This window comes from Allobosea sp. 67-29 (assembly GCF_001898115.1).
GTDB lineage: Bacteria > Pseudomonadota > Alphaproteobacteria > Rhizobiales > Beijerinckiaceae > Allobosea.
This window is the reverse complement of record NZ_MKSQ01000016.1, coordinates 105535-118833: the sequence shown is the minus strand read 5'-3', so window position 1 is coordinate 118833 and position 13299 is coordinate 105535. Positions and strand designations below refer to the sequence as shown.

7 protein-coding genes are annotated in these 13299 nt (G+C 68.0%); 5 read left to right on the top strand and 2 right to left on the bottom strand.

Features of this window, described 5'->3' with window-relative positions; genetic code table 11:
* Positions 1–87: 87 nt before the first annotated feature.
* Both BGO20_RS14245 and katG read right to left on the bottom strand, forming a co-directional pair.
* Positions 88–1260, bottom strand: coding sequence for an ABC transporter substrate-binding protein (locus tag BGO20_RS14245; protein WP_291664528.1), 1173 nt, complete (start codon positions 1258–1260; stop codon positions 88–90).
* A 369-nt stretch (positions 1261–1629) separates the two neighbouring features.
* The gene (gene katG, locus BGO20_RS14240) at positions 1630–3894 is read right to left on the bottom strand and encodes a catalase/peroxidase HPI (RefSeq protein ID WP_291664529.1); all 2265 of its coding nucleotides are present in this window, start codon (positions 3892–3894) and stop codon (positions 1630–1632) included.
* A 222-nt stretch (positions 3895–4116) separates the two neighbouring features.
* Here katG and BGO20_RS14235 point away from each other — a divergent pair, with 222 nt between their 5' ends.
* The 5 genes from BGO20_RS14235 to BGO20_RS14215 all read left to right on the top strand — a co-directional run bounded on the left by BGO20_RS14235 (position 4117) and on the right by BGO20_RS14215 (position 11850).
* On the top strand, positions 4117–5043 hold the full coding sequence (locus BGO20_RS14235) for a hydrogen peroxide-inducible genes activator (RefSeq protein ID WP_291664530.1): 927 nt from the start codon (positions 4117–4119) through the stop codon (positions 5041–5043).
* A gap of 340 nt (positions 5044–5383) precedes the next feature.
* On the top strand, positions 5384–6190 hold the full coding sequence (bcsN, locus tag BGO20_RS14230; RefSeq protein ID WP_291664531.1) for a cellulose biosynthesis protein BcsN: 807 nt from the start codon (positions 5384–5386) through the stop codon (positions 6188–6190).
* A gap of 25 nt (positions 6191–6215) precedes the next feature.
* The gene (bcsA, locus tag BGO20_RS14225; RefSeq protein WP_291664532.1) at positions 6216–8399 is read left to right on the top strand and encodes a UDP-forming cellulose synthase catalytic subunit; all 2184 of its coding nucleotides are present in this window, start codon (positions 6216–6218) and stop codon (positions 8397–8399) included.
* The gene (locus tag BGO20_RS14220; protein ID WP_291664533.1) at positions 8396–10837 is read left to right on the top strand and encodes a cellulose biosynthesis cyclic di-GMP-binding regulatory protein BcsB; all 2442 of its coding nucleotides are present in this window, start codon (positions 8396–8398) and stop codon (positions 10835–10837) included. The genes bcsA and BGO20_RS14220 overlap by 4 nt, the downstream gene beginning before the upstream one ends.
* On the top strand, positions 10834–11850 hold the full coding sequence (locus BGO20_RS14215; RefSeq protein ID WP_291664534.1) for a family 8 glycosyl hydrolase: 1017 nt from the start codon (positions 10834–10836) through the stop codon (positions 11848–11850). The genes BGO20_RS14220 and BGO20_RS14215 overlap by 4 nt, the downstream gene beginning before the upstream one ends.
* The last annotated feature ends 1449 nt before the right edge of the window (positions 11851–13299 follow it).

Here is a 13299-nt window from a genome sequence, read left to right as displayed (position 1 = left end):
GAGACGTCGTGCCCGGCCTGCAGCCGGGCATCTCGCGACGAAGGCCCGGGTCGAAGCTCGGCTCCGGCCCGGGATTGACGCTGCCCGTCACTTCAGCGGGCAATCCTTGGCATGCGGATCGGCATAGTCGGTGAAGACCTTCTCGGCGATCTCGGTCTGGAACTTGCCGTCGGGGCGCTTGGCGACCTTGACGAGGTAGAAATCCTGGATCGGGAAGCCGTTGGTGTTGAACTTGAACTTGCCGCGCAGCGAGGTGAAGTCGGCCTTCTTGATCGCGGCCCGCAGCTTGTCGGCGTCACCGGCGCCGCCGGCCGCCTTCACCGCGGAATCGATCAGCATCGCCGCGTCATAGGCCTGCTGCGCGTAGGAGCCGGGCACGATCTTGTAGGCCGCCTCATAGGCTTTGACGAAATCCTTCGTCTGCGGATTGTCCATGTTGGGCGCCCAGGTCATGCCGCCATAGAGCCCGACCGCCGCATCCTGCTGCGCCGGCAGGGTCGATTCGTCGACCGTGAAGGCGGAGAGGAACGGGATCTTGCCCTGCAGGCCGGCCTGCGACCATTGCTTGACGAAGTTGACGCCGAGCCCGCCGGGCAGGAAGGCGAACACCACGTCGGGCTTGGAGGAGGCGATCTTGGCGAGGTCGGCCGAGAAATCCATCGAGGTCAGCGGCGCATAGACCTCGTCGACGATCTCGCCTTTGAAGTAGCGCTTGAAGCCGGCGAGCGAGTCCTTGCCGGCCTGGTAGTTCGGCGCGATGATGTAGGCGGTCTTGTACTTCTGGTCCTGCGCGTATTTGCCGAGGACTTCGTGCACCTGGTCGTTCTGGTACGAGGTGACGAAGAAGTTCTTGTTGCAGGCCTTGCCCGCCATGGTCGAGGGCCCGGCATTCGGGCTGATCAGGAAGGCGCCGGAATCGAGCACGGGCTTGGCGATCGCGCCGAGGATGTTCGAGAACACCGGGCCGACGACGAAGGCTGGCTTTTCGCTCTCGACGAAGCTGCGCACCCGGTCGACCGCGACATCGGGCTTCAGCTCATCGTCGATGACGGTGATCTTGACCGGTATGCCGCCGAGCTTGCCACCGTTCTTGTCGACGGCGAGCTGGAAGCCGTCGCGGACCTGCTGGCCGAGCGAGGCGGCTGGTCCTGTCAGCACGCTGACCACGCCGATCTTCATCGGCTCCTGCGCCTGCGCGGCCGCGATGGAAAGCGCCAGCGCACCGCAACCCAGCGCCAGGCGGAATTTGAAAGCCGTCATCGATGCCCTCCCGGGACGAACGAACGAAAAGGAGGCGCAGCCGGGTTCCCTTGGACTTCTGAGGCTGGCGCCGGAGCATAATGTTTCAAGCTTAAAATATCTGCAAGGCCCGGATCACCGAAATTTTGGCGAGCTTTGCCGGCCGCTCGCGCGCAGGCAAATCCGCTTTTCGGTGCACCGGCTACCGGGGCCAGATTTCCATGTCCGGATGGGGATGTCGACCGGGCGTCGGGCAGATCGCCGGGCCCATGCAGTTGCTGCGGAAGCTGATGGGCGCCGGGCCACCCGGCGCAGGGCGCGGAATCCTCGCGCGCAGCCTTGTCGGCAGCAAGGTCCGGCCGCCCCGCGGGGCGGCCGGCGACTTGTCGATCAGTGAAGGTCGAAGCGGTCGAGGTTCATCACCTTGGTCCAGGCCGCCACGAAGTCCTTGACGAACTTCTCCTTGGCGTCGGCGCTGGCATAGACCTCGGCCAGGGCGCGCAGGATCGAGTTCGAGCCGAAGACCAGGTCGGCGCGCGTCCCGGTCCATTTCACGGCCCCGGTCTTACGGTCGGTCCCCTCGAACAGGTCCTTGGCCTCGGACGTCGCCCGCCACTGCGTGCCCATGTCGAGCAGGTTGACGAAGAAGTCGTTCGTCAGAGCGCCGGGCCGCTCGGTCAGGACGCCGTGCTTGGAGCCGTCGGCGTTGACGGATAGCGCGCGCAGGCCGCCGACCAGCACGGTCAACTCGGGCGCGGTCAGGGTCAGGAGTTGCGCCTTGTCGATCAGGGCGACTTCGGCCGCCACCCTGGCTCCGGGCTTCCGATAATTGCGGAAGCCGTCGGCGACAGGCTCCATCACCGCGAAGGCATGGACATCGGTCTGCTCCTGCGTCGCGTCGCCGCGACCGGGCGTGAACGGCACGGCGACGTCATGGCCTGCGGCCCTCGCTGCCTGCTCGACGCCGGCATTGCCGGCGAGCACGATCAGGTCGGCGAGCGAGACCCGCTTGTCCCCGTCGGCCCCCTTGTTGAACTGGCGGCGGATGCCGTCCAGGACCTCGATCACCTTGGCCAACTGCGCCGGCCGGTTGACCTCCCAGTCCTTCTGCGGTGCGAGCCGGACACGCGCCCCGTTGGCGCCGCCGCGCTTGTCGCCGCCGCGGAAGGTCGAGGCCGAGGCCCAGGCCGTGCCGACGAGTTCCGCGACGGAAAGGCCGGAGGCCAGGATTCTGGCCTTCAGCGCCGCCGTGTCGGCCGCATCGACCAGCGGGTGGCTGGTCGCCGGGATCACGTCCTGCCAGATCAGCTCTTCCTTGGGCGCCTCGGGGCCGAGATAGCGCGAGCGCGGTCCGAGATCGCGATGGGTCAGCTTGAACCAGGCGCGGGCGAACGCATCGGCGAAGGCTTGCGGGTTCTCCAGGAAACGGCGCGAGATCTTCTCGTAGACCGGGTCGAAGCGCAGCGACAGGTCGGTCGTCAGCATCGTCGGCTTGCGCTTTTTGGACGGGTCGTGGGCGTCGGGGATGACCGCTTCGGCATTCTTGGCGACCCATTGATGCGCGCCGGCCGGCGACTTCTCCAGTTCCCACTCGTATTTGAACAGGTTCTCGAAGAAGAAGTTGCTCCACTGCGCGGGCGTCTGCGTCCAGGTGACCTCGAGTCCGCTGGTGATCGTGTCGCCACCCTTGCCGGAGCCGAAGCGGTTGTGCCAGCCCAGGCCCTGCGCCTCGAGCCCGTCGGCCTCCGGATCGGGCCCGACATTGTCGGCGGGGCCAGCGCCATGGGTCTTGCCGAAGGTATGGCCGCCGGCGATCAGCGCGACCGTCTCCTCGTCGTCCATCGCCATGCGGCCGAACGTGTCGCGGATGTCCTTCGCCGCGAGAAGCGGGTCGGGGTTGCCGTCCGGACCTTCCGGGTTGACGTAGATCAGGCCCATCTGCGTCGCGGCGAGCGGGTTCTCGAGATTGCGGGAATGGACCTTGCCATCGGCATCGTCGTCGGAGACGAGCACGCCTTCGTCGGCCGGCTTCTCCACGCCCTCCGAACCGTGGGCGTAGCGGAGATCGCCGCCGAGCCATGTGTCCTCGCGGCCCCAGTAGACATCCTGGTCGGGTTCCCAGGTATCGGCGCGGCCGGCGGCGAAGCCGAAGGTGCGGAAGCCCATCGTCTCCAGAGCGACGTTGCCGGTGAGGATCAGCAGATCCGCCCAGGAGATCGCCTGGCCGTATTTCTGCTTGATCGGCCAGAGCAGGCGGCGTGCCTTGTCGAGGCTGACATTGTCCGGCCAGCTGTTGAGCGGGGCGAAGCGCTGCTGGCCGCGGCCGCCGCCGCCGCGCCCGTCGGCGAGGCGATAGGTGCCGGCGCTGTGCCAGGCCATGCGGATGAAGAGCGGGCCGTAATGGCCGAAATCGGCGGGCCACCAGTCCTGCGAATCCGTCATCAGCTTGCGCAGGTCGCTCTTGAGCGCCTGATAGTCGAGGGTCTTGAAGGCCTCGCGATAATCGAAGGACTGCCCCAGCGGGTCGGACTTGGCCGAATGCTGGTTCAGGACGTCGACGGGCAGCTGGTTCGGCCACCAGTCACGGTTCTGCCGCCGGCTGCCGCCATGGGCGACCGGGCATTTGCCCGTGCTGTCGTCAGTTTTGGCGTTCATCTCTGTCTCCGACCTGGTTGGCTTGCGGCTTGGCGCGTGACGCGAAGGGCTTGCGGCACCATCATCCTCGATAGCGGCTGGCGCCGCCTGGCGCGGGAGCGCCGGCCCCGCCGACGCTCGCAAATGATCGTAACCCCTCGGCACCTCGCCCGAGTTGCGTCTTATCAAAGCAGTTTGATTATTTTAATTCCGATTTTCTGATTGAGTCGATAAGTCTGGATTATGACAAATCTGACCTTCAGGCAGCTTCGCTATGTCGAGGCGCTGGCGCGCCATCGTCATTTCGGGCGGGCTGCCGAGGCGTGCTCGATCTCTCAGCCGGCCCTGTCGATGCAGATCAAGGCGTTCGAGGACGAACTCGGCGGCGATCTCTTCGAGAGGGGCGGGCGGCAGATCAGGCTGACGCCCTTCGGCGAGGAGGTGGTGGCGCGGGCGAAGGACATCCTGCGCGCGCTGGAGGAGCTGGAAGGCTTCGCGCGGGCGTCGCGGGGCGGGGGGGTCGCGAAGCTGCGGATCGGCGTGATCCCGACGGTCGCGCCCTATCTGCTGCCGGGCGTGGTCGGTGAGCTGACCCGCCTTCACGGCGGCATGGACCTGCATGTCAGGGAGACGCTGACGCCCAGGCTCGTCCAGGAGCTGAACGACGGGCGCCTCGACATGGCCATCGTCGCCTTGCCGGTCTCGGAGCCGTCGCTCAGCGAGGTCGCGCTGTTCACCGAGAGCTTCGTGCTGGTCCGTCCAAGCAAGGACGAGGGCAAGCCCGCTCCCAGTCTCGAAGCCCTGCGCGAGATGAGGCTCCTGCTGCTGGAGGAGGGGCACTGCTTTCGCGAGCAGGCGCTGGCCTTCTGCGACATCGGGCAGGGCAGGGCGCAGCCGCGCGACCTGCTGGATGCGAGTTCCCTGGCCACGCTGGTCCAGATGGTCGACGCCGGGCTCGGCGTGACCCTGATCCCCGAGATGGCGGTCGCGGTGGAGACGCGCTCGGCATCGGTCTCGCTCGTGCAGTTCGAGCGGCCGCGCCCGACCCGCACGATCGGCATGGTCTGGCGCAAGACCAGCCCGCTGGCCCAGCAGTTGAAGCAGATCTCCGAGGTGGTTCGCCATTCTGCCGAGGCCATGCGGCCGCAACCGGAATCCGCCAAGGTCTAGTCGGTCGGCGGCCGGGCCGCGGCGTGGCGAATTCCCTGAAGATAGCGCGCGATCGCCGGTTGGATTGCCCGCGCGAATCATCTATATTGCGGGAGGCTGTCCGGCGGGGAGGGCGCGATCTGCCCAGGCCGGTGGGGGTAACCACTCGTTAACCCGTATTAACCAATGGTCAACACATGACGATGCTGCTCCGAGATCGGCATGCGCACCGATGAGGGTCTGGCAGCCCTTTCACCCGGCGCATCGCACGCGACCTGCTGAAGGACGATCCCGGCGTTTCGCCGGCGTCCTCGCCGTCGCTTGCGCCGGGCTTGCCGCCGCCGGATGCGGAGAGCAGAAGTTGTCGGGCTCTGAACTCGTCGCGGCGTCGCGCGCGGTCTCCGTCGATGTTGGCCGCGCATTGGCGCTGCCTCCGCCGGGCAGCCTTGCCGTGACCGGCGTGACGCAGCGCAGCTACGACAACGCCGTCTCGCAGGTCATCTCGCTCGCGACGCGTGGCCGGACACCCGGAGAGAACGCGATCTACGTGGATTTCTTCACCGCGGCGGACCTTCCCGACGGTGCCGGGGTCGAAGGCAATCTGCTGAAGGAGCCCGGCCTCGATGATCTCGCCCTGGCACGCGAGATGGAGGAGCGCCTGCCCGGCGTGGCGATGTCGCCCTCCGCCCTCTTCGTCCAGAACCGATACGGCCCTTTCGGCTATGCCTTCGGCCATGGCATCGGGGGGGAGGCCTGCCTCTATGCCTGGCAGCACATCGCGAGCGGCGACAGCATCTTCCGCCCGCGGTCGGGCCTGATTTCAGTCCGCCTGCGGGCCTGCGAGCCGGGCGGCAGCGAAGTCTCGCTGCTGCGCCTGGCCTATGACTACGGCTTCAATGCCTCGCTGCGCCGCACAGGCTGGAACCCCATCGGCGATGCGCCCGCGCCGCAGCCCGGTCTCGGCAAGGCCGGCGTGCCGATCTATCCCGTTCCGCTGCCATCGGTCATGAGCGAACACGAAGCGGGGTCCGTCGCGCGGCCGCGGCCGGCGCGGGCGCCGCGCACCGAGCGCAGCCGTCCGCCTGCTGCCGAACCCCTGCCCGACAAGCCGCTGCCGGACAAGCCGCTCGAGGGATATCCGACCGTGCCGCCGCCGCCCGCCCCCTGAACCAAACCGATTGCCTTCGGAGCCGATGCGAACCGCAAGCTACGTCATCTTCTGGGCCCTGATCGCGAGCGTGGTCATCGCGCTGATCACCTTGCCGATCAGCCTGCAGGCGCATCTGATCGCGGGCACGATCGTCGTCGGAGCGATGATCGTGCTGAAGTTCCTGCGGCCGCACGGCGTATGGCGGCTGATCGCCCTCGGGCTCGGAACGGCGATCGTGCTGCGCTACATCTACTGGCGCACGACGAGCACCTTGCCGCCGGTCAACCAGATCGAGGACTTCGTTCCGGGTCTGCTGGTCTATCTCGCCGAACTCTACAATATCGGCATGCTGGGCCTCAGCCTCTTCGTGGTGGCGATGCCGCTGCCGCGCCGCGAAACGCCCCCGATCGACCTTTCGGACGCGCCGTCCGTGGATGTCTTCGTCCCGTCCTACAACGAGGAGCCGCAACTGCTGGCGACCACGCTCGCGGCAGCGCTGGCGATGGATTACCCGGCTGGCCGTCTGAAGGTCTATCTGCTGGATGATGGCGGCACCGACGAGAAATGCAATGTCGACAATTTCGTCGCGGCCAGCGCTGCGCGGGAACGCCGTGCCACGCTGCAGGCCCTGTGCGAAGGGCTCGGCGTCGTCTACCTGACGCGCGAGCGCAACATCAGCGCCAAGGCCGGCAACCTCAACAACGGCATCGCCCATTCCGAGGGCGAGCTGATCGTCGTCTTCGACGCCGACCACGCCCCGGCTCGCAGCTTCCTCACGGAGACGGTCGGATTTTTCGGCCGCGACCCGAAGCTGTTCCTGGTCCAGACCCCGCATTTCTTCATCAATCCGGACCCTCTCGAGCGCAATCTCAAGACCTTCCGGACGATGCCGTCGGAGAACGAGATGTTCTACGGCATCATCCAGCGCGGCCTGGACAAATGGGACGCCTCCTTCTTCTGCGGCTCGGCTGCCGTCCTGCGCCGCACGGCGCTGCAGGCGACCAACGGGTTCTCGGGGCGCAGCATCACGGAGGATGCCGAAACGGCGATCACGCTGCATGCGACCGGCTGGCACAGCGTCTATGTCGACAAGCCGCTGATCGCCGGGCTCCAGCCGGCGACCTTCGCCAGCTTCATCGGCCAGCGCTCGCGCTGGGCCCAGGGCATGATGCAGATCCTTCTGTACCATCGTCCGATGTTCAAGCGCGGCCTCTCGCTGCCGCAGCGGCTATGCTATTCCTCCTCGGCCCTGTTCTGGCTGTTCCCCTTCGCGCGGCTGATCTTCCTGGTCGCGCCGCTGTTCTACCTGTTCTTCGGCCTCGAGATATTCACCGCGTCTGGCCCGGAGTTCCTCGCCTATGTGCTGAGCTACATGGCGGTGAACCTGATGATGCAGAACTATCTCTACGGCCGCTATCGCTGGCCGTGGATCTCGGAGCTCTACGAGTTCATCCAGTCGGTCTACCTGCTGCCGGCGGTGGTCTCGGTCCTGCTCAATCCGGGGAAGCCCACCTTCAAGGTGACGGCGAAAAACGAATCCCTCGAGACACGGCGCGTCTCCGAACTCGGCCGGCCGTTCTTCATCATCTTCGCCATCCTTTCGCTGGGGGTCGTCGCGACCTATTGGCGTATCGTCGCCCAGCCCTACAATGCCGATACCACCCTGGTGGTCGGGCTGTGGAACATCCTCAATCTCCTGATGGCCGGCTGCGCGCTCGGCGTCGTGTCCGAGCGACCCGAGGGGCGTGCCGCGCGCCGTTTCGACGTGAAGCGGCGCGGGGAAATCACCATCGATGGGCTCAGCGCCCCGATCGTGACCGAGAATGTCTCCGTCGACGGTATCGGAATCCGGGTGATGTCCCGGGATTTCCACAAGGTGCCGGTCGGCAGCGTGGGGCAGGCCTCCTTCGAGACGACGGTCGACATGCCGCGCGGGACATTGCCGCTGCGGATCGTCCGTGTCGCGCCCGACGAGAAGGGCTTGCTTCTGGGCTGCCATTATCTGCCCGGCACGCCGCTGCACAGCCGCATCATCGCCGATCTGGCCTTCTCCGATGCCGAGAACTGGAGCCGGTTCCAGAATGCAAGACGGCATAATCCGGGCGTCATCTACGGCACGGCCCGCTTCCTGCGCCTGGCGATCTTCCAGACCAGCCGCGGCATTTCCTATCTCTTCGGCCTCTATCGCCTGTCCCGTTCGGCTTCGCGCGCCGGAGCGGCCGAATGATCCGTCCCGCGCCATCCCGGATCGCGGCCTTTGCCGTGCTGGCCATGCTGGGCAGCGTCGTGCAGGCCGGCGCCCAGGCGCCGCAGCCGCCGTCTCCGGGCCCGGCACCGTTCATGATCGCGCCGCCGGCGGCGGTGCCGGCCCCCGCGCCGGCCGAGAAGGAGCCAGTCGCCCCGCCGCCGGTACAGGCGCCGGCGGTGGCGGCCTTCAAGCCGCTGCTGCCGGCCGCGCGCGTCTCGCTGGAAGGCGAGGGCGACGCGCGGAGCTGGGCCTTTTACCTGACCCAGGACGAGGCCGCGGCCGATCTCAACCTCGACATCGCCTATCAGAATGCGCTGGTGGTGATGCCGGAGGCGTCGCGGCTGACGGCGCGCGTCAACGGCGAGCGCGTCGCCGAGCTTCCGATCGCCTCGTCCGACCGGCTGAAGCGCGTCAGTATTCCGCTCCGCAAGGGGTTGGCCAGGGCGGGACGGAACACGATCGGCTTCGACGCCGTGCAGCGGCACCGCACCGACTGCACGGTCGCCTCGACCTACGAGCTCTGGACGCGGATCGACGGCGCGGGAACGCGCCTGTCCTTCCGGAACGCGGAGATCCGGCCGGCACGCCTGCGCGGCCTCGACGATCTGCCCGCGATCGGTGCCGACGAGGCCGGGCTGACGACGATCGTGATCGCCGCGCCCGGCGCGTCCCGCGCGGTTGCCGCCGGCGGCATTTTCGCCGCGGCTCAGGCGCTCGCCTTGCGCGGGCGCTTCGGACAGGTCTCTGTCGAGGTGACTGATCGGCTGCCGGACCGGGTCCGGCCGGGTACGCTCGTCGTCGGACTGGGCACGACGGACGAGATGCGCGGTTTGCTCGGGGCGCTGCCGGCCGAGGCGACCGGGCGCGGCTTCCTCGGCTTCGTCGAAAGCCCGGGACGGGGAACGGAGCTATTGCTCGTCACCGGCGACAACTGGCCGGATATCGAAGCGCTGATCGGCAAGCAGCTGACCGCCCCGGTCTCCCGCGCCACCAATATCAACCGCACGACCATGGATACGGCGAGCTGGCATGTGCCCGACGCTCCCTATATCGCCGGCAGGCAGGCGCTGCGCTTTTCCGACCTCGGCATCGCGACGCAGGAATCGTCGGGCCGGCGCATGCGGGTGCGCGCGGTTGTCGCCATGCCCGGCGACTTCTACGCCAACGCCTACGGCGAGGCCACGCTCTATCTCGACGGCGCCTATTCCGCGGAAGTCCTTCCGGGCGACAGCCATATCGAGATCTTCGTCAACGGCAATGTCGCTGCGACCGTGCCGCTCAACGCGACCTCCGGCGGTCTTTTCCGGCAGTTCCCGATCGCGATTCCGCTGCGCCATTTCCGGCCGGGCGTCAACGAGATCTGGTTCGAGGTGGTGACGCTGGCGAAGAGCGACCTGAGCTGCGCGCCGGGGGCAACATTGCCCGGCAAGAGCCGCTTCGCCCTGTTCGACACCAGCGTGCTCGCGATCCCCGAATTCGCCAAGATCGGCGTCAGCCCCAACCTTGCCGCCATCGCCGGCACCGGCTTTCCCTATTCCGTTGCGCCGCATGTGGCGCTCGTGATGGGCCGGCAGGACAGCGCCAATCTGAGCGCCGCCGCCACGCTTCTGGCGCGGATCGCGCAGAGCGCCAGCCGGCCGCTCGGCATCGACGTGGTCGCCGGCTTCGCGGCCGTCGGAGACAGGCCGGCGCTGATCGTCGGAGCCGCCGGGCAACTGCCCGCCGGGCTGCTGCCGCGCGTCGGCATCGCCGAAAACGTCCGCTCCGCCTGGCCGCAGCGCGCCGATGCGGTCGTGGTGACGCCGGATGCCGACGGTGCCGCGGTCTTCGATGCGGTGATCGACCGCCTGCAGGGACGGCAGGCCACGCCCGAGGCGTCCGGCGGGGACGCGCCGACGACGGAGGCGATCCGGGACCGCTGGCGCGGCTCGCTCGGCGGCCCGCTGGCGCGGTATTTCATCGCCTTCGACCAGTGGCTCCAGCGCAACTTCGACCTCTCCTTCGCACAGTTGCGCAGCCCTGCGCGCACGCCGGCCCTCTACGAGCCGGCCGAGGGTACGGAGCTGATCGCCGCCCAGGCGGCGGACCCCGAGACGCGGCAGGTCTGGACCGCCTTCGTCGCGCGTCGCGACGAGACCCTTCGGAGCGCGGTCGGCCGCGTCGTCGCGCCGGGCAACTGGGCCGGCATGGCCGGAAAGATCACCGCCTTCCGCGGGGCGCAGGATGCGCATGTGATTTCGGCGGACAGCACCTCCTTCGTCATGACGCGGCCCTTCAGCCTGGCGAATATGCGGCTGATCGCGGCCAACTGGATGTCGAGCAATATCGGCATCTACGCGCTGGCGCTGCTGCTCGCCTGCATCGGTCTGGGCGTCGGAACCTTCCTGATGCTCAGACGGCTGGGGCGAAGATCATGAGGCGGGTGATCCTCATGCTGGCGGCCTTGCTCGGCCTGGCGCCGGGTGCGCAGGGCGCGGTGCCCGCGGAGGCCTGGATTCTCTACCGGCAGAAGTTCGTCACGGCCGAGGGCAGGGTCGTCGACGACGTCAACGGGGGAATCAGCCACAGCGAGAGCCAGGGCTATGGCCTGCTCCTGGCCTGTCTGGCCGGCGACCGGGCGACCTTTGCCAGCATCTTCGCCTTCGTCCGCACGGAACTTCTGATCCGCGACGATGGGCTGGCCGCCTGGCGCTGGGACCCGAAGGCGAGTCCGCACGTCACCGACATCAACAACGCCAGCGATGGAGATCTGCTGATCGCCGACGCGCTGGCCTGCGCTGGGACGCGCTGGGACATGCCGGCCTATACGGCGACCGCCCGGCAGATCGCCAAGGCGCTGGCGAAGGTCGCGCTCCTGCAGCGCGCCGGCGAGACCTGGCTCATGCCTGCAGCGACCGGTTTCTCCGAGAAGGAGCGTGCCGATGGACCGGTGATCAACCCGTCCTACTGGGTCTTCGAAGCTTTTCCCGTCCTCGCCAGCTTGACCGGCGATCAGCGCTGGATGCAGGCGCAGGCCAGCGGGTTGAGGCTGCTCGACGGCCTTGCCCGGCGCGGGATGGCGGCGCCCGACTGGCTCTCGATCCAGGCTGATCCGCGTCCGGCGGACGGGTTTGCGCCCCAGCTCGGCTACAATGCGATCCGCGTGCCCCTCTATCTGCTGCGCGCGGGGCTGGCCGACAAGGCGCGTCTGGAGCCGTTCCGGCAGGCCTGGGCGGCCGGCATGGCGGTCATCGACCTGCGCAGCGGCAAGCCGGTCGAGCAGCTTCCGGATGCGGGCTATCGCATCCTGCAGGCGGCGATGGCTTGCGCACTCGACGGCACGCCCGTTCCCGCGGAGTTGAAGACCTTCCAGCCCACCGCCTACTATCCGTCGACGCTGCAGCTCCTGTCGCTCTCGATGCTGAGCGAGAGGTATCCGGCATGCATGTGAGATCGGTCCTCATCGCCGTAGCGGTCTCCGGCGCCGCGTTTTACGCGCTCGGGCGCTATGGTCAGGTTGCCGTACCGCAAGGCTCGGCACCGCCCGTGATCGAGCCGGCGCTGGCGCAAGGCCAGAAGCCGCCCGAGGCCCCGCGCGCCGCGGCTCCGTCCGCGGGCGAGGGCGCGCCGAATCGGCCGGCCGCGCCGCAGCAAGTCGACGAGACCGCGCTGCGCTATTTCGCGGCCCAGGGTGACACCCGTCGCTACGAGGCCGAGCTCGCGCGGTTGCGTGCGCTCTATCCGGAGTGGAAGCCGCCGACCGATCTGACGTCGCAGGGCAAGGAGGGTGACCCGGAGCTCGACCGGATGTGGAAGCTCTTTGCCGAAGGCAAGTACGGCGAGGTCCGTGCGGCCATCGTGCAGCGCAGCACCGTTGATCCGGGTTGGCGTCCACCCGCCGAACTCTCGACGCAACTCGACACGGCGGAGGCTCGCCAGCGTCTCGTCAACGCCTCGAACGCCCGGCAGTGGGAGCAGGTCATCCGTCTCGGCACCGAGACGCCGGCGATGCTGACCTGCGCCAGCGTCGATGCGCTCTGGCGCGTTGCCGAGGCTTTCGTCCAGACCGGCAAGCCCGAGCGCGCCCGCGACGCCTATGCCTATGTCCTGACCAACTGCACCAACCCCGTCGAGCGCGTGGGGACGATGCAGAAGGCGCTCGCGACCTTGCCGGAAGGCCTCGTCGGCGCTCTTCTCGCCCAGGAGCGCCAGGATGAGTTCGCCAGCATCCGTGACGAGCTGGCGCGGCGTCATATCGGCAAGGCCGCCGATGATCCGAGCCAGGCCTCGCCGGCCGAGGACATCCAACGGATCGAGGCTCTGGCCAATGCCGCGACGACGCCGGACGATGCGATCCTGCTCGGCTTCTACACGCTCCATCACGACGACGCGGCCAAGGCCGCGACCTGGTTCCAGACCGCGCTGGCACGGAAGGGTGGCGCCAAGGCGGCGGAGGGAGCCGTGCTCGCGCTTGGCGCGACCAAGAGATATCAGGAGGCCGAGGCGCTCGGCGCCCAGTGGCTTGAGGCCGATGCCGCCAACCGCAAGGCCTATCTCGACGTCGTCACGGCATTGCTCACCCAGGAGCCGCCCCCTCGCCTCGACCGCGGCGTGATCGAGCGCATCGTCAAGACAGTGGGCACTGACAAATACGCCCCCGGCGCGGGCGCTCTCGGCTGGTACGCCTATAATGCCGGACAGATCGCGCCGGCAGGAACCTGGTTCGAGACGGCCCTCTCCTGGGACCGGGGCTATGAGCCGGCCGCCTATGGGCTGGCTCTCGTGCGGGAGCGGCAGCGCGATCAGTCCGGCTTGCGCAGCCTCGTCGCCGAATGGGGCAGCCGTTCGCAACGGATCGTCGAGGTCCTCGATCCCCACCGTGGGCGCCGGTCTGCGCCGG